Source organism: Pantoea sp. RIT-PI-b, assembly GCF_001187905.1.
Lineage (GTDB): Bacteria > Pseudomonadota > Gammaproteobacteria > Enterobacterales > Enterobacteriaceae > Pantoea > Pantoea nemavictus.
This window is the reverse complement of sequence record NZ_LGIS01000033.1, coordinates 86,150-103,676: the sequence shown is the minus strand read 5'-3', so window position 1 is coordinate 103,676 and position 17,527 is coordinate 86,150. Positions and strand designations below refer to the sequence as shown.

The following is a 17,527-nucleotide window of genomic DNA, read 5'->3' as shown; positions in this document are numbered from 1 at the left end:
TTGTTATAAGCGTTTAATTTGTAGAGCCAAAACAACATTTATTGATATTAAATTACATATATATCAATAATATAATTAAAATCAGGCAACAGAAAAACCCGGACGCGCATGGCGAGTCCGGGTGGTAGAAATAAGAGGGAAATTAGTCAGCCGAAACCGGCACCAGCACCCCTTTTACCAGCGGATCGTCGGTGGTCTTAAGCCATTGTTGAACGCGCGGATCGGAGAAGGCTTTTTTCAGTTTCTCGATATTTTCCTGCTCCAGATACGGCGTACCAATCACCAGCTGCGAAGCGAAGGTGCGCGGCGCAGGCGGGAAGAGAATACCTTTCTCGCGCGGTACCTTACCGGCATCGAACTGCGACACATAGCCAATCGCCGCATCTACCGAGTTCAGCGCGCGCGGCATGGTCAACAAATCCAGCTCCTTAAAGACAAAACCGTGTGGATTGCCGACGATATTCTTCAGCCTGGCGGTGCGCGGCTCCACGTTGGGATCGAGCGTGATTAAGCCCTGACGCGCCAGCAGCCATAATGCCTGGCCCTGATTAGCACCGTCATCCGGCACCACAACTGTCGCACCCTGCGGTAAATCGGCCACTGATTTGTAGCGATCGGAGTAAATACCAAACGCCCACTGGAACAGCGGTAATGCCGAAGTCAGCGCAAAGCCGTTGGCATCCACCACTTGCTTCAGCCACCACTGATGCTGATACACCGTGGCGGCATACTGCCCATCCGCCACCGCGCGGTCGGCCTGCACCGGATCCTGCACACCAACGGCTTCAAGTTTTAAGCCGTAATCCGGCGCAATATGCTCGCCAACGTATTCAATCAGCTTCTGTTCGCCCGCCATTGCCGGCTCAAAATGCACTTTCAGCGTGCTGCCAAATACCACCGCCTGCGGCTGCTGACTGCGCCAGAACCAGCCGCCTGCCGCCAGTACAACGACCACTATAATCAGTAGCAGCCACGGCCAGTGCCGCGTTTTACGCAGTTCAAAATCTTGTGTTGTCATAATGAGGTCCCCTGAGGATGGCGTAATGCGGTAACCAGGCGGTCGCCGAGAAACTGGATGGTTTGAATTAAGGCGATCAGCACCACGATGGTGGCGATCATGATGTGGTTATCGAAGCGCTGATAGCCATACACCACCGCCAGATAGCCAATACCGCCCGCGCCGATGGTGCCGGCAATGGCGGAGTACTCAATCATGGAGATCAAATTGAGCGTCACCGCCGCGACAATTGCCGGTAGCGCTTCGCTGAGTTGTGCCGAACGGATGATTTGCCAGCGCGAACCGCCGCATACCAGGCCGACCGCCGTCACTTCGCCAGGCAGTTCCCGCAGCGCGTTATCCACCAGACGACCAAAGAACGGAATGCCGGCGGCGATCATCGGCACTACCGCCGCCGGAATGCCGATGGTGGTTCCGGTCAGCCAGAAGGTGAACGGGATGATGGCGGCCATTAACACCAGAAAGGGCAGCGAGCGGCCCATGTTGACGATCCAACTGAGTACGCGATGAATACCGCGATGTGGAAACAGACCGCGCGGCGAGGTGTTAAACAGCACCACGCCCACTACGCCGCCGAACGTCACCACGAACAGCATCACAATGGCGACCATCAGCGCCGTTTCACCGAGTGCGGGCAGCATCAATGCCGGGATTTCTGGCCACGGCGTATCCTGACTTATGACTGATACGCTCATACCGCTTCCCTCAGTGGTAACACGCTGTCCGAAACGCTGGCGATTAAGCCCAGTTGCTCTAATTGCGCCAGCAGACGAGCCAGAGGAACACGCTCATGCTGGAAGTGAATGCCCACCTGCAAGCGTCCGGCCTGCAGACCATTGACCTGCTCGACGTGCGCGCCGAGCAGGTCAATACGCAAACCCAACTGCTGGCTGAGGCGTGAGATCCAGTCGCTGGCAACTGCCACATCGGTACGATAGCTAAGCTGTAGTATCAACTCGGCGTCGCCCGCTTGCGGCGTCAGCGGGAACAGTCGCTGACCCAGCACAGAATCCGGCTGTGCCAGCAGCTCTTTCACCACGCCATACTGCACAATTTGGCCATCGCGAATTTCGGCGACCGCATCGGCTGCTTGTCTTACCGCGTCCATTTCATGGGTGATGAGGACAATCGCCAGCTTGTAGTCATCGCGCAGTCTTTTAAGCAGATCGAGGATGGTGACGGTGGCTTCAGGATCGAGGCCGGACGTGGCTTCATCGGCCAGCAACACCGAGGGACGCAACGCCAGCGCACGCGCAATGCCAATACGTTGACGTTGGCCGCCGGAGAGCTGACCGGGATAGGCTTTGGCTTTGTGGCTGAGGCCAACGCTCTCCAGCAGTTCACCCACGCGCGCGGTGATGTCGCGTTCCACCACGCCGAGATAGTGCAGCGGCAGCGCGATGTTCTCCCATGCCGTTTTGCGTTGTAGCAGTGCGGAAGACTGGAATACCGTGCCGATTGAACGACGCGCCTGGCGCAACGCTTCGCCATCCAGCCGGGAGAGATCGCTGCCGTTGACGCGAATGCTGCCAGAACTCGGTTGCTCCAACAGGCTGATGCATTTCGCCAGCGTCGATTTCCCCGCGCCGCTCGGCCCCACCACCGCAGTGATATTGGCTTGCGGTACTTGCAGGCTGATAGCTTTCAGCACCTCGGTCACACGGCCGTCCGGCGCGCGGTAGTGCTTGCTTAGCTGATCTATCTCGATCATGAAACCTCCTGCGGCGTGGAGGTTTTGACGCGATAACCCGCGCCCGGATGCGGTGCCTGCAGCTGTGGACCGGCAGCAAATAACTTCTCGCGCAATGTGCCCTGCGCGTACTCTTTTTTGTAAACGCCGCGCTTCTGCAGTTCCGGGATCAGCAGCTCAACCACATCTTCAAAGGTTTCGTGCGTTAAGGCGTAGGCGAAGTTGAAGCCATCGACGTCGGTATCCTCTATCCAGCCCTGCAACTCATCGGCGACGGTTTCTGCGCTGCCAACAATCAATGGGCCAAAGCCGCCGATACCCACCCAATCCGCCAGCGCTTGCACCGTCCACTGACGATCGGGATCGGCGGTGGAGAAGGTTTCAATCGCTGATTGGATGGCGTTGGTGTGGATGTATTTCAGTACCTGATCCGGCTGATACTGACCGAAGTCGATACCTGTCCAACCCGATACCAGCGCCAGCGCGCCTTCGTAGCTCACCCAGCTGGTGTACTCCTTCCACTTGGCCTGCGCCGCTAAGTCGGTTTCACCAACAATCACGGTTTGCAGATTGAAGATTTTAATACTGTAGGGATCGCGGCCAGCTTCCACCGCACGACGGCGAATATCGGCGACGGTTTTCTTCAGCAACACTTTCGACGGGGAAGCGACAAATACACATTCAGCGTGTTCTGCGGCAAACTGCTTACCACGGCTGGATGCACCAGCCTGGTACAACACGGGCGTACGCTGCGGTGACGGTTCGCACAGATGAATGCCTGGCACGTTGAAGAAGGTACCCTGATGATTGATAGGATGGATTTTACGCGGGTCGCTGAAGATACGGCGTTCGCGGTCACGTAACACCGCATCCTGCTCCCAGCTGCCTTCGAGCAGCTTGTACACCACCTGCAGATACTCATCGGCATAATCGTAGCGGCTATCGTGATCGATCTGCGCTTTGTGGCCAATATTGCGCGCACCGCTCTCCAGATAAGAGGTCACGATGTTCCAGCCAATGCGCCCTTTGGTCAGGTGATCGAGCGTGGATAAGCGGCGGGCAAATGGATAAGGATGTTCAAACGACAATGACGCCGTGAGACCAAAGCCGAGATGTTCGGTGACCAACGCCATCGGGGTGATGAGCGCGAGCGGATCATTAACCGGCACTTGCGTCGCCTGGCGAATGGCCGCATCGCCGTTGCCGTTCAGCACGTCGTAAACGCCGAGCACGTCTGCAATAAACAGACCGTCAAATTTGCCGCGCTCGAGCAGGCGCGCCAAATCCACCCAATATTCCAGATCTTTATACTGCCAGGAACGGTCACGCGGATGCGCCCACAAGCCCGGCGACTGGTGTCCGACACAGTTCATATCAAATGCGTTCAAGCGAATTTCACGTTGCGATGGCATAGCAATCTCCATAGCGAGGCCGTGATCGTGTTACGACCCGGCGTTCGTCAGTTAATTTTTAGGATGTTGAGAGATTAAAGCGCTGAAGGGGGACATCGCTCGACCTGAGCGATTTGCAGTTCTTCTAAAATGTTTTTCGCCACATCGGCGGCGTGATCGGCGACCTGCGGCAAGCCCATCAGTTCACCGAAGCGTGCACGGGCCGCCGGACCCACGACCCACAGACGCGCGTTTACCTCGCCTGCGCGGTTGAGTGCCTGCGACTGACTGTCGACATCAATACCGAAGCCCAGCCGATCGGGGCGAATCAAACCCAGCTGGCTGAGCGATTGCAGCAAAGGTTGGCTGGCGGTTAAGGCTTCATGGCCGGGGCCGGTGGTGACGATCAGATGATCGAGAAGGTGCGTTTGGCGATCGCCCTCGCGTGTGCGGAGTGTAATCTCCAGCTGCTTACCGCGCGCGGCAATAGCGGCCAGGCGTGCAGCCTGCACGTTAAGGCTGCCTTGCTGCTGACGCTGGCGGATTACTGCGGAGACCTGCGGCGCGATACGATAGCGATGCACATCCCACCACGAGCGCAAATGGCGGACAAAACGCTGCTGCTCGCGTAACGGCAGCGATTGCCAGATGTCCTGACCTTGCACACGCACCTGATCCAACACGCGCTGCCAGGGTAACTGTTGTTGCGCTGCACGCGCAACTTCCGCGCGGATATGACGGAGCCAGTGACGTGCGCTGGGCACATCCTGCGGAGCTAACGTCCATTCTGGCCAGTCACCGCTCAGGTTGTCACGCGAGAGCTGTCCACGGCGCGAGAAGGCGATAAGCGGACCACGATGCTGACGCGTTCCCAACGACGCCACCACGTCAGCCATACTTAAGCCGGTGCCAATAATCGCTACCGATGCCGCCGGATCGATGGCATCTAACACGCCATGCTGCCACGGATTGGCTATCAACGCCGGGTGCGCCGAAAAAGGCTGCAACGCACGCGGCAGCGACGGCGGCGGATGGCTGATTGCTAATGCCAGCACATCACCTCGCAGGGTTTCACCGTTGCTGAGCAACAACTGCTGCCCTTCCCAGGCAATCGCGCTGGCCTGAATGTGGCGCAACGTGATGTGCGGATGCGCTTGCGCTGCTGCCGCAAACTGTTCTGCCAGATAGCGACCAAACATCCCACGCTGCGGATAGACCGCGCCATCAGCGCAATGCGCTACTGAATCCAGTGAACATTCAGGCTGAGCGCGATACCAGCGATCAAAGGCGCCCTGCTCTTCACCACTCAACTGCATGCGTGATGCAGGCACATTGATGCGGTGCGCAGGCTCCTGCGTGGAATAGGCAACGCCGCCGCCGAGATGATCGCGCGGTTCGACCACTGTAATCAGTAATTCGGATGACGAATGACGTGCGAGATGAATCGCCAACGCAGTACCGCTGAAGCCGCCACCCACAATGATTACCTGTGCCGTTGCCATCGCCTTCTCCTGCATTAGCTGGCGCTTGTCTGTTTTGACGGACGTTTGTCGCCACCAATGGTTTCACCAAACGGGCCGGTATTAATAGTGCGTTCACGCTGCTGCTGACCGTTAGCCAGTGGCAACAGCGGCAGCAGCAGTTCGGCTACGCGATGGGCCTCTTCCAGATGCGGATAACCCGACAGAATGAAGTTAGTAACGCCTAAAGCCTGATATTCACGAATGCGCTCCGCCACCTGCTCTGGGCTGCCAACCAGTGCGGTTCCGGCACCACCGCGCACCAGCCCCACGCCCGCCCAGAGATTGGGGGAGATGTAGAGATTATCACGCGAGCCGTTGTGCAAGGCACTCATACGCGCCTGACCGGCGGAATCCATACGCGCAAAGATTTTCTGCGCCTGCGCGATGGTCTCTTCATCAAGATGCGCAATCAGTTTATCAGCCGCCGCCTGAGCCTCTTCTTCCGTCTCACGCACAATCACGTGTAAGCGGATGCCATATTCTAGTTTTCGTCCACGCTGTTCAGCACGTGCACGCACCACTTCCAGCTTCTCAGCAACCTGGGCTGGCGGTTCGCCCCAGGTAAGATAGGTATCTATTTGCTCAGCCGCCACGTCAATTGCCGCTTCAGAGGAACCGCCGAAATAGAGCGGTGGGCCATTTTCCTGTACCGGCGGGAACAGCACTTCCGCCCCTTCCACATGAATATGCTTCCCTTCGTAGTCCACTTTCTCACCACGCATCAGGCGACTGTAGACATCAAGGAACTCTTTGGTGACCTCATAACGTTCACTGTGGTTGAGGAAAATGCCGTCACCTTTGTTCTCAATCGGATCGCCTCCGGTCACCACGTTAATCAGCAGGCGGCCTTCGGATAGACGATCGAGCGTGGTTGCCATGCGCGCGGCGAGCGTTGGCGGCTGTAAGCCAGGACGCACCGCCACCAGATAGCGTAAGCGGCGGGTGATAGGCGCTAAGGCCGACGCAACCAGCCACGAATCCTCGCAACTTTTGCCGGTAGGAATTAACACGCCGTAGAAGCCGAGATTGTCGGCGGCCAGCGCCACTTGCTGTAAGTAGGGTAAATCAACCGGGCGTCCACCTTCAGTGGTGCCAAGATACCGTCCATCGCCGTGTGTCGGTAAAAACCAGAAGACATTAATTTTATCGTTCGCGGAATCGGCCATTATGCTTTTCCTATATAACTTTATTAATAAATGATTATTTTGAAGTGTTTATTTAGTTATATAGCTCTTAGCAGGAAGCGTGCCAGGTCACTTTATCGTGCAAATCGCCGTATATCAGACTGTTAGCACTTTGACCCGATGTACTCACAGTCGCGTTTGCAACTCAGGCACAACAGCAATTGCTGCATATGCAACTGCTTATGCTTTTTTCATGGTGTTCTTAGTCTGCGTGAGCATTTAGCGTGGTGCTACGCTCGCTCAAGGATTCACTGCCATGTTAACGCCTTACGCCAACCTTAATGATTCTCCTCGCCTTGTCGATCCCGCTTCTCTGGCCTTCCAGTCGCTGCTGGATAAATTCGCCCCGACTGATGCCACGGTGCTGATTGTCGGCGAGACGGGAACCGGTAAAGAAGTGGTTGCGCGCTATCTTCACCATCACAGCCAGCGACGTCATGGCCCTTTTCTGGCCGTCAACTGCGGAGCACTGACCGAAAGCCTGGCTGAAGCCGAACTGTTTGGCCATGAGAAAGGCGCGTTTACCGGCGCGACTCAATCACATCCCGGCTGGTTCGAATCAGCGCAAGGCGGCACCTTGTTGCTGGATGAGATTGGAGAGCTGAGTCCATCGCTGCAAGTTAAATTGCTGCGCGTTTTACAGGAGCGTGAGATTACGCGAGTGGGTTCACGCAAACCGATTAAGGTGGATGTGCGCGTGATTGCTGCCACGCATGTGGATCTGGCTCAGGCGATACGCGAGCGACGCTTCCGCGAAGATCTGTTTTATCGGTTAAATATTGCCGTGGTTCCTTTGCCGCCTTTGCGCCAGCGGCGTGACGATATTCCGCTGCTGGCACAACATTTCCTCGCCCTCTACGCACGAAGGCTGGGACGTCCCGCACGTCGACTCTCGCCTGATGCACTTGAAGCGCTGCTTGAGTACAGCTGGCCGGGCAATATCCGTGAACTTGAAAATACGCTGCACAATGCCGTATTGCTTAGCCGCGAAGAAACGCTGACACCAGCTCAACTGCGACTTGCTGGTTACAGTGAACGCGGCTTCAACGATACTGCAGATTCCACACTCGACAACTTTCTCAAGCAGCAGCTAAGTAATCAACCACTGCAGCTGTTTGACCGTGTCATCAATAGCCTGATTAATAATGCGCTGGAGATGACCGAACAGAATCAAACGCAGGCCGCTACGCTGCTGGGTATTAGTCGGCATACGTTACGTACGCATCTGGCAAATCAGGGTGTGATTAAAGGACGCCGCAAGGTCACGCTATCACCAACTGTGTCTGATCCGCAGGGCACGCAAGAGCGTGAACTACGTATTGGTTATCAGAAGTTCGGTAATCTTGGCGTGTTGAAAGCACGCCAGAGCCTTGAACACGGCTTTGCGCAGCAGGGCATTAATGTGGTGTGGAGTGAATTCCCGGCAGGGCCGCAACTGCTGTATGCGCTGCAAAATAATGAGATTGATTTTGGCACCACTGGCGAAGTGCCGCCGATCTTCGCACAGGCCAACGGTAGCACCGTGACCTATATCGCCTGGGAACCCCCGGCGCCAAGCAGCGTAGGCATTGTGGTGCCACAAGATAGTGATATTCGCAGCGTCAGTGATTTACGCGGCAAACGCATTTCGGTTAATAAAGGTTCCAACGTTCACTGGTTATTGCTGCAATTACTGGAGGAGGCGGGAATCGGTCTTGAGGAACTTAAAGTGGTTTACACTCCGCCAAAGTATCCCTTAACCGCTAGTGATTATTTGTCAGTTGATGCGTGGATGATGTGGGATCCGCTGCTTAGCGCGGCCGAAAGCAATCCAGAACTGCGCATTTTAGTGAATGGTGAAGGGCGCGTGCGTAATCATCAGTTCTATCTGGCGCGACGTGATTACGTTGAGCAGCATGATGATATTCTCAGGCAGCTGGTTGAAACTTTGCAACAGACGGGATTATTTATTGATAGTCATCGTCACGAAGCTTCCGCTTTACTGGCGCTTGAATTAGGGATGGAAATCGCATCGGTTGAACGTGCACTGACGCGCCGCAGTCATAAAACCCGCGCCATGGCATTTGAAGTGATTAAAGAGCAGCAGATCATTGCTGACCGATTTTATGCGTTGGGGCTGATTAATAAACCTGTTCGCGTGCGTGATGCAATCTGGCAGTTTTCATCAGCGTTATCACTGGTTGAGTAATTCTCACGGTTAAAGTTATCCACGCTTTCTGTGGATAAAGCATTGAATATCATCTGGCTAAACGTAACTCGGAAACGAGATTTCAGGCTAATTAAGCGTTATAAGCTGGCGATTTCACCCTGAAATTATTTATAAAAACCCTTTACATTCATATATATAACATTGAAATTCATTGGGCGAATAGCTGAAATCTCACCCTTCTTGCCGATAATTATCTCTTCTTAAACTGGCTGCTGTTGTTTGAGCATGCAGCTGGTCAAATAGCCTGCAGTTAGTTAATAAGTACTGGTTAATGAGTTTGGGTAGCCGACATTGATTGGCTTGGAATAGCGGCGATTTCAGCCTGAAATTTCGTTGGCGACAACCTATTTTTCATACAGTTAGCGATGAAATTGGACTGGCGAAGGAAAGAAAAGGGCAAAAAAAACCGCCCGAGGGCGGCATTGCGATTATTGATTTAAATATTTGTTGAGCGTCTCGTTGATTACCCTGTCCAGCTCTTCCTGTAGCTCTTTCGACTGACGATTAAACTCATAGCTAAACATACGTCCACGCGTTTTCTTTCGCGCAAAGCGATCTTTATCTGCAAAGCTCCACAGCGGAGTTGCGATGGTTTTGTCTTTGGTCGGCGATTGAATCAGTGTCTGGCTGCCGTTGCGCACCAGACGCAGAATGCCATTCTTCACTTCATCTTCTGCCAATCCATCGCGAGCGCATACGGTATCGACATCCATACCAATGGTATCGATCAACGCATCAACCGTTTGGCCGGTTTCCTGCAGTTTTTCGTAGGCCTGCAGCAGCGTTTTGTAATCTGGATAGGTCAGTTCAGAGTGGTTGGGGAATAACGTTACCAGCTCCAGCGGTACGCTGGCGGCCTGCAAAGCACGCGTCACTTTAGCTTGCGAAAGGCCTTCGCTCTGCGCTATTTCCTTTTGCGACAAGCCACCGTCTTTCAGTGCCAGTAGACGCATGCCCACTTCGCGCAGATTATGCTCTCGCGCGGTTTGAATATCCTGAGCCAATCGGCGCGCTTCATCAGCGGTAATAGCGACTTCGGTGACCAACACATCAAGCCCGGTTTTGCAGTGCAGCGCCGCAGCACGACGACGGGAGCCGTCAAGGATTTCAATGCGGTCATCGCGCTTCACGCCAATTGCCGGGAAAAATTGCTGCAGTTTGATGGTGCGGATAATGTCGCGCAATGATTCCGGCGTCAGTCCTGACTGATCACGACCATTGGTTTCCATCTTGACGAAGGTTTTCTCTTCTATTTCCTTCGCCGTGATGTGTTCAAGCGTGAACAGCGCGCGCTTGCCGGTTGAAAGGATGAAGGTCTGAGAATGGCTATCCGCGCTCTCCTCAGTTTGCAAAGGTGTCTGGCTGAAGGTTCGGCCAATAGTGATTCTTTTTGCGCTCATAATAACCTCAGTTCAGGCGAATGAATTCAATACGATCAAATACGGCTTTGGCGAAATCTTCCGCCGCTGAACGCGCATTTTTTAAGGCCTCGGTGCTGCCCACATAGGTTGAGGGATTGGCTGAGATAACCGTGTCAAACGACTCACCACAGCGCTCAAAGCCATCCAGACGCGGTAACGCAGCATCCAGCATATCGCCGCCAAAAATCTCTTTTGCCAGGCTGTGGCACAGTTTGTGGTCGGCTTTATTGGAGAGCTTTGACATAAACCCGATATTGCCCTGTAAGCGGCAGGCTGCGCCTGACTCTTCAATGATGCCAATCAGCTCCGGCAAACGCGTCAGATACTTTAACGTGGAGTGGAAATCCACCTGCGCGGGGGGCACCGGCGTCATCAGCAGGTCTGAAGCGGCAATGGCGTTCTTCAGGAAGGCATCCAGATGTGGGCCGCTGTCGATAAAGATGAAGTCATAATCTTTCTTCAGCTTGGCCACCACATTTTCATACAGGACCGCGTGAATATTCTGCTCCGGCAAGTGGGCAGCACAAAGCTCTTCCCAGCGCGAGGCAATAAAGGCGTCATCAATCGAAGCCGGCAGCACATCGACGCCGGGAATAATCGACGAAACGACAAACTCATTGAGCAGCTCTTCACGGCTGACGTTTTGCAGCATAGCCTGGGCGGCTGTCGCTTCCACTAATCCCACTGAACGCTGATGATTCAGGAACATGGTGGCTGAAGATTGCGGGTCAAGATCGATGACCAGAATACGCAAATCTTCAAACAGCAAATGAGGATGCGCACGCAAAGCATGGGCAAGCGAGACAGTGGATACCGTTTTCGACACGCCGCCTTTCAGGTTACCCACAAACATTGTGAACGCTTCGGCGTGACGATCGCGATATTTGGGTACGCCACGATGATGATAGATGTCGATGATGTTTTGAATCGACATCGCATACTTGGTAGAGCTTCCCGCCGCGCGTTTATCGAATGGATAGCCGTTTTCTTCCATTTCATTCACCGCATAATCAACGCTCGCACGCGTCAATTTAGGCAGTTTGGCTAACGCCGCTTTCGCGTAAACCTGATAAAACGTGTTTTCACGCAACTCTTCTTTCTGTGCCTGAATCTGTTCGGTCAGGCTCATTAGCATGCGCTCTGAACGTTGTGCGACTTTCAGAACCTGCTTCTCATCGTTAGCCATACTTGCTCCACACATGTAGGATTTATGACTTTATACATAAATCCTGCACATGAGGCAAATATATCTCTTCTGCACAGGAACAATAAGTTCTGCGAAATCACCTTGATTAAGATGGGCTTATCGCAAACGTTCACTGTAATCAGTGATCACGTTTTAATCTTTCAGGTTATTTCGCTCAGAAATGAATCGCTCGTTCTTTCTTCGATACGTAAAGATTCACTGTAATCAGCAACTGGGTTCTTACTTTTGCTGCTTTAAAGAAAAGGCAGAGGAGGGCGATTACGACTGAAATAGGCCAATCATTCACTGTAATCAGTAGAGGTTATCAGCTGAAAGCTAACGTTCACTGCAATCAGTAAAAGGTTCACTGTAATCAGTAATTCTCCGATAAAGATTCACTGTAATCAGGAGATCTCATTTGTTCTTCCGTTCTGGAACATACGCTACGGTTTAACCTTGACCAACCGAGCGTTCACTGTAATCAGTACATTAGGATGGTAACGACCTAACGCGAGTAAACATTCACTGTAATCAGCAAAATGTTTTGAGCTCCATTCCAGCAAACGTTCACTGTAATCAGTGGATAACCAAGTGGCTTGGTTTAACGTTCACTGTAATCAGTAACCCAAATCGGAAAGATGAGCTGGGCATTCACTGTAATCAGTAAATGTTATGACGCGAAGAAGAACATTCACTGTAATCAGTAGAAGTTATGACGCGAGGAAGAACATTCACTGTAATCAGTAGAAGTGAATTTGCTTCTTATAAGGAGTGTTCACTGTAATCAGTAGGGCATCTTTTGGCAGTCTGCATCAGAGAATGTAATGCCGGAAAAAGGATGCTGCGCTTCGTGCGCGCGTTGAGTTAAACATTCACTGTAATCAGTACGCACTTCACTTTCATTCGGCCGGATTAACTCGGGGTTTTGGTATTGCTGTTCACTGTAATCAGTAAACTTACCACGAGAAACTCAGCCGGGAACGTTCACTGTATTCAGTAAAACGGATGCAATTCCGATGATGGTTATTTTGCTTCAAATCCGGATAGGGCAGGGGAGGAGAGACAAACATTCACTGTAATCAGTGGCAGCGTGACGTTGTTTTAAGATGACACTTTAGTCCTTAATAGAGTGCTTCAACTATGTTCACTGTAATAAGCAGACGAGCCCAACGTTCACTGTAATCAGTGTTGTGACCTACCCTGTCACTTTTACTGTTCGTATCAACAGGATAAATCCTGATTACAATGAACGCTGACAACAAAAGCAATAAAAACATAATATTTTCAATAACTTACACCTAAAGGTTCACTGTAACCAGGAATACTTTAAGTCTACGTCATTCACTGCAATCAGCATAGCTACTAGTGGTATTTGACGTTCACTGTGAACAGTAGAATAGGGATATAAGCCTGTATGACGTGATGCAGAACCGCCCTTGTAAGTACTCACTATCACTAATCATCAATGAAAACGTGGATTCGTTGAAATGATATTCTTACGATGAATGGGATGTGGCAATGAGTTGCTGATTACAGTGAATACTACTGATTACAGTGAATGACGCGAGGATTGCTGATTATAGTGAATGAAGGGGAAAAAGCAGGTGTCACTTTTGCTCAAAAAGTGACACCGCTGATGGGCGATTACTGATTACAGTGAACAGAGCGCATCACTCTTCAAACTCGATATCTTCCAGCGAATCGATGCTTTCAAGATTGCTAATGCCATCAAGTTTTGGTGTTCTGCTATGAATGATAAAAAACACCGAGCGGCCACGTTTCACTTCCGAGTAGTCGAGATAGCCTATCTCTTTCAGCTGCTCCATTGCACGTCGAACCACGTGATTCTGCGTTGTAGTCTTTGAACCAAGATTGAGTCGCATACGCAAACGAGCAAGTGAAATCGGCGCGGGATTCGTCGGCAGACTTTCAAGATAGGTGTATAACGCTTGCGCCGACTCTTTACGTTTGAGGCGTGAAATCGCACGCAGCTGTAACAACACCTTGTGGTCAAAATTATAAAGTTCAAATAGCTTTGGATCGGCCTGGATTCGCACCAGATCCTTCTCACGATCGTAATACGCCGATTGCACAAGATGAGTGTGATAGGCTTTGCCATTACCTTCAAAGGACAGCGTGTTGGTTGCGATGCGTCGCAAAGAAGCATCTAAACGCTTACGTAGCGCTGCTGACGAGTTCGCTGACGGGATCCCGCACATCTTAACGAAATCGATGAACGGCAGCGTCACGGTGTCGCCCTTTGAGGGATAACGCGAGAAAGACTGAATGATGCCAGCCCAGGTTTTGAAATCATTATCCATATCCAGCCTTGCGCCGGTAATGGTAATCTTTTCATAGCCTTCAGACTTCACCAGTGAAAGGTTCTTCAACTCTTTTGTCGCATCTGTCGATGCCATCGCACCGGACTTACCGCGCGCAGTTGATTTCAATGTAGGAACAAACAGACCCAGGCGCATCAAAGCGACCGGTTGTACGGTGTTATTTTTATTTGGGTGCAGTTGAATAACTTCACCACTGTTTTTTGTCACCGACAGAAAAGGCTCGAGTAACGCCTTGTTTTCACTCTCTTTATCTGCCATAGCCTGAGATCTTCATTCTGTGGATGAAAAGGGTCGTTTTCTGATTACAGTGAACATTAACACTGTTTATAGTGAACATTCTACTCTCTATAGTGAATAAACTACTGACTACAGTGGACACTTTACTCATTATAGTGAACGCGATCACCTTCTGAGGCCTTGTGGGGTGCGGCCTGCGACGATCGGGGATCTCTTAGGATCTCTTTAAGATCTCTATATGATCTTTCTTTAAGATCTATTCACTGTATAACTGAATAACATCAGTTCTGAAGCGGCTTGCGCCCCTTAAAACATCTAAAATACCTTCATCGCGTCAACATACCTTTCGATCCCTTAAAACCATCAGTTCCTGGCAAGGAAGATCCTTCCACTTCTCCTGATATGAACAACTTCCTCATTATTATTCATTTTAAAGAAACTTCTGCCGAGCGTAAGGTAAACACCATTGAGCATCACTTCACTAAGCCAGAGGACAATTCCATGACTGACAACGTTATTTCTCGCAATCCGACCAACGGCGAAATCATTGCGACCTATCCGCTGCAAAGCCCAGCTCAGCTTCAGTCTGCACTGCAAGAAAGCGCAAATGCATTCGCTGAATGGCGTTACACCGCAATGCCACAACGTGTAAAAGTATTGCGTCAGCTGTCAGAGCAAATTCGTCAGCGTCAGGATGAGCTGGCAACAATGGCCACACTGGAAATGGGCAAGCCCATCGCTCAGGCGCGCGCTGAAGTTCTTAAGTGCGCCAACCTTTGTGACTGGTACGCAGAGCATGGTCCCGCGATCCTCGCCGACAAACCGACGCTGGTAGAAAATCAGCAGGCATGGCAGTCATTTCGACCGCTAGGTGTGATCCTCGCAGTCATGCCGTGGAACTTCCCCTATTGGCAAGTGCTGCGTGGCGCAGTGAGCATGCTGCTGGCCGGTAATACCTATGTGCTAAAACATGCGCCAAGCGTCATGGGATCAGCGAATCTGATGACTTCACTGTTTGATGCGACCGATCTGCCAAAAGGTGGATTCACCGTAATTAACGTCGACAACGATGGCGTCTCAGCCGCGATTAAGGATCCGCGCATTGCCGCGGTGGCGGTCACCGGCAGCGTGCGTGCTGGTGGCGCAATTGCAGCACAAGCCGGTGCGGTACTAAAGAAAACGGTATTAGAGTTGGGCGGCGCGGATCCTTTCATTGTACTGGCAGATGCAGACCTCGATGCTGCAGTGGCCTCAGCGGTCACAGGACGCTACCAGAACACCGGACAGGTCTGCATGGCAGCCAAGCGCTTCATCATTGAAGAAAGCGTCGCAGAAGCGTTTGAGGCGCGTTTCAGCGCAGCGGTTCAGGCACTGAAGATCGGCGATCCTTTAGATGAAGAAACCTACATCGGCCCAATGGCGCGTTACGATCTACGCGATGAACTCGATAATCAGGTTCAGCAAACCATCAGAGAAGGTGCGCGTTTAGTGTTAGGTGGTCATAAGATCGATGGCGTTGGTAACTATTACGCTCCAACGATCCTTGCAGATGTCACGCCAGCCATGACCGCTTTCCAGCAGGAAATTTTTGGCCCAGTTGCCGCGATTACCGTAGCGCGAGATGCGCAGCACGCGCTTGAACTGGCCAACGACAGCGAATTCGGTCTGAGCGCCACGGTGTGGAGTGGTAATGAAGCCGTTGCCAATGAACTGGCAGAAAAGCTGGAAACTGGCGCGGTCTTCATCAACGGCAATGGCGCATCGGATCCGCGTGTCGCTATTGGTGGCGTGAAGAAAAGCGGCTATGGCCGTGAGCTCTCAAGTTTTGGTGTCCATGAGTTCTGTAACATTCAAACCGTGTGGAAAAACCGCCGTTAATTCTCCAGGGGCGCGTTAACCGCGCCCTTACTCCTGCCTGCATCCCCCGCCTAAGACCGTTACACACCCATTAAAATGTTGTGGACCAGTTCAAAAAATCCACCAGTGGTATTATAAAGGTATTACATCTGGTGTTAGATTTGTCCCCACCTACACCGGGGAGTCCAATTTAAATGCAAACAACAATCCCAAAACTGTCATTCATGATGTTTTTAGAGTGGTTTATCTGGGGCGCATGGTTTGTCCCGCTCTGGGCATTTCTCAGCAAAAACGGCTTCTCGCCGGTTGAGATTGCCTGGTGCTACGCCTGCACCTCGATAGCCGCCATCCTGTCACCAATCCTGGTAGGATCGCTGGCCGATCGCTTCTTCCAGGCACAGAAAGTACTGTCGCTGCTGACCATCGTCGGATCAATTCTGATGTTTCTTGCCGCCCAGCAAACGCATTTCAGCGGCTTCTTCCCTTTGCTGTTGCTGTATGCACTCACTTATATGCCAACCATTGCGCTCACCAACAGCATCGCTTTTTCGCATGTCGCTGATGTGGAGCGTGATTATCCGCGCATTCGTGTTATGGGGACGATTGGCTGGATCGCGTCTGGCATCGTTTGCGGTTTTCTGCCGCCGCTGCTGGGATATGGCGATATCTCCGCAAGTAATGTGCCGCTATTGATCACCTCCGCCAGCTCACTGTTACTGGGCATTTTTGCGCTGACACTGCCCGCAACGGAGCCGAAAAGTAGCGGTAAATTCAGCCTGCGCGTAGCGCTTGGCCTGGATGCGTTGCATTTGCTCAAGGATCGTAGCTTCCTCGTCTTCTTCATCTGTTCGTTCCTGTTCAGCATGCCGCTGGCGTTCTACTACATCTTTGCTGAAGGCTATCTAACTGAAGTCGGCTTGCCGCACGCGACCGGCTGGATGACGCTTGGACAGGTATCGGAAATCTTCTTCCTGCTGGCGCTGCCCTTCTTCATTAAGCGCTTTGGCATCGGCAAAGTGCTGCTGCTGGGGTTAACCACCGCTGCACTGCGCTATGTGTTCTTTGTGTTCGGCGGCGATCAAAACATGCTGACTTACGGTTTGCTGTTTATGGGCATTCTGCTGCATGGCGTCAGCTACGATTTCTACTTCATTACTGCCTATATCTACGTTGATAAGAAAGCGCCCGTGGCGATGCGCAATGCCGCGCAAGGTTTGATTACGCTCGCCTGCCAGGGCATCGGCAGCCTGCTCGGTTATCGTCTTGGCGGCTATCTGATGCAGGAAATGTTCGCCTATGACCAGCCGCGCAATGGCCAGACGTTCAACTGGGCGGGCATGTGGATGTTTGGCAGCGTGATGATTGTGATAATCACCATCGCCTTTATTGTGCTGTTCCGCGACGGCAAAAAACGCAGCGATGAATTGACCGCTTTTGATAACTCAGCAACTGCTGAAAACCATAAATAA

Annotated in this window: 12 protein-coding genes; 3 read left to right on the top strand and 9 right to left on the bottom strand. The window is 52.2% G+C overall.

The features are described 5' to 3' along the window. Positions 1-142 precede the first annotated feature (142 nt). From AC790_RS21480 to ssuD, 6 genes are all read right to left on the bottom strand, one after another. Positions 143-1,018 (bottom strand): MetQ/NlpA family ABC transporter substrate-binding protein, encoded by an 876-nt coding sequence (locus tag AC790_RS21480; protein WP_049853117.1) that lies wholly within the window; start codon positions 1,016-1,018, stop codon positions 143-145. Then, positions 1,015-1,713 carry a methionine ABC transporter permease gene (locus AC790_RS21475; RefSeq protein WP_049853116.1) on the bottom strand — a complete coding sequence of 233 codons (699 nt, stop codon included), beginning with the start codon at positions 1,711-1,713 and terminating at the stop codon, positions 1,015-1,017. Before AC790_RS21475 ends, AC790_RS21480 begins: the two co-directional genes overlap by 4 nt. Beyond that, positions 1,710-2,729: a methionine ABC transporter ATP-binding protein gene (locus AC790_RS21470; RefSeq protein WP_049853115.1), complete on the bottom strand. Its 1,020-nt coding sequence runs from the start codon at positions 2,727-2,729 to the stop codon at positions 1,710-1,712. The genes AC790_RS21475 and AC790_RS21470 overlap by 4 nt, the downstream gene beginning before the upstream one ends. Next, positions 2,726-4,120: an LLM class flavin-dependent oxidoreductase gene (locus tag AC790_RS21465; protein WP_049853114.1), complete on the bottom strand. Its 1,395-nt coding sequence runs from the start codon at positions 4,118-4,120 to the stop codon at positions 2,726-2,728. Before AC790_RS21465 ends, AC790_RS21470 begins: the two co-directional genes overlap by 4 nt. A 74-nt stretch (positions 4,121-4,194) precedes the next feature. Then, positions 4,195-5,601 carry an FAD/NAD(P)-binding protein gene (locus AC790_RS21460; RefSeq protein WP_049853113.1) on the bottom strand — a complete coding sequence of 469 codons (1,407 nt, stop codon included), beginning with the start codon at positions 5,599-5,601 and terminating at the stop codon, positions 4,195-4,197. A gap of 14 nt (positions 5,602-5,615) precedes the next feature. Beyond that, entirely contained in the window at positions 5,616-6,788 is a 1,173-nt protein-coding gene (gene ssuD, locus AC790_RS21455; protein ID WP_007886124.1) for an FMNH2-dependent alkanesulfonate monooxygenase, read from the bottom strand. A gap of 274 nt (positions 6,789-7,062) precedes the next feature. Between ssuD and AC790_RS21450 the strand changes: the two genes are divergently transcribed. Further along, positions 7,063-8,994, top strand: coding sequence for a sigma-54-dependent Fis family transcriptional regulator (locus AC790_RS21450; RefSeq protein ID WP_049853112.1), 1,932 nt, complete (start codon positions 7,063-7,065; stop codon positions 8,992-8,994). Between the two features lie 449 nt (positions 8,995-9,443). Here the strand turns inward: AC790_RS21450 and AC790_RS21445 are convergent, their stop codons facing one another. The 3 genes from AC790_RS21445 to AC790_RS21435 all read right to left on the bottom strand — a co-directional run bounded on the left by AC790_RS21445 (position 9,444) and on the right by AC790_RS21435 (position 14,222). Beyond that, a complete protein-coding gene (locus AC790_RS21445) occupies positions 9,444-10,415 on the bottom strand; it encodes a ParB family protein (protein WP_007886113.1) in 972 nt (323 codons plus the stop codon). A 7-nt stretch (positions 10,416-10,422) separates the two neighbouring features. Continuing rightward, entirely contained in the window at positions 10,423-11,622 is a 1,200-nt protein-coding gene (locus tag AC790_RS21440; protein WP_049853111.1) for an AAA family ATPase, read from the bottom strand. A gap of 1,670 nt (positions 11,623-13,292) precedes the next feature. Next, on the bottom strand, positions 13,293-14,222 hold the full coding sequence (locus AC790_RS21435; protein ID WP_007886110.1) for a RepB family plasmid replication initiator protein: 930 nt from the start codon (positions 14,220-14,222) through the stop codon (positions 13,293-13,295). A gap of 480 nt (positions 14,223-14,702) precedes the next feature. Here AC790_RS21435 and AC790_RS21430 point away from each other — a divergent pair, with 480 nt between their 5' ends. Both AC790_RS21430 and AC790_RS21425 read left to right on the top strand, forming a co-directional pair. After that, positions 14,703-16,079: an aldehyde dehydrogenase family protein gene (locus tag AC790_RS21430; RefSeq protein WP_049853456.1), complete on the top strand. Its 1,377-nt coding sequence runs from the start codon at positions 14,703-14,705 to the stop codon at positions 16,077-16,079. 173 nt (positions 16,080-16,252) lie between these two features. After that, positions 16,253-17,527, top strand: a complete 1,275-nt coding sequence (locus tag AC790_RS21425; protein WP_049853110.1) for a nucleoside permease — start codon at positions 16,253-16,255, stop codon at positions 17,525-17,527.

Coding starts and splice junctions, on each gene's coding strand:
- AC790_RS21480 (WP_049853117.1), bottom strand. CDS start 1,018: ATGACAACACAAGATTTTGAACTGCGTAAAACGCGGCACTGGCCGTGG.
- AC790_RS21475 (WP_049853116.1), bottom strand. CDS start 1,713: ATGAGCGTATCAGTCATAAGTCAGGATACGCCGTGGCCAGAAATCCCG.
- AC790_RS21470 (WP_049853115.1), bottom strand. CDS start 2,729: ATGATCGAGATAGATCAGCTAAGCAAGCACTACCGCGCGCCGGACGGC.
- AC790_RS21465 (WP_049853114.1), bottom strand. CDS start 4,120: ATGCCATCGCAACGTGAAATTCGCTTGAACGCATTTGATATGAACTGT.
- AC790_RS21460 (WP_049853113.1), bottom strand. CDS start 5,601: ATGGCAACGGCACAGGTAATCATTGTGGGTGGCGGCTTCAGCGGTACT.
- ssuD (WP_007886124.1), bottom strand. CDS start 6,788: ATGGCCGATTCCGCGAACGATAAAATTAATGTCTTCTGGTTTTTACCG.
- AC790_RS21450 (WP_049853112.1), top strand. CDS start 7,063: ATGTTAACGCCTTACGCCAACCTTAATGATTCTCCTCGCCTTGTCGAT.
- AC790_RS21445 (WP_007886113.1), bottom strand. CDS start 10,415: ATGAGCGCAAAAAGAATCACTATTGGCCGAACCTTCAGCCAGACACCT.
- AC790_RS21440 (WP_049853111.1), bottom strand. CDS start 11,622: ATGGCTAACGATGAGAAGCAGGTTCTGAAAGTCGCACAACGTTCAGAG.
- AC790_RS21435 (WP_007886110.1), bottom strand. CDS start 14,222: ATGGCAGATAAAGAGAGTGAAAACAAGGCGTTACTCGAGCCTTTTCTG.
- AC790_RS21430 (WP_049853456.1), top strand. CDS start 14,703: ATGACTGACAACGTTATTTCTCGCAATCCGACCAACGGCGAAATCATT.
- AC790_RS21425 (WP_049853110.1), top strand. CDS start 16,253: ATGCAAACAACAATCCCAAAACTGTCATTCATGATGTTTTTAGAGTGG.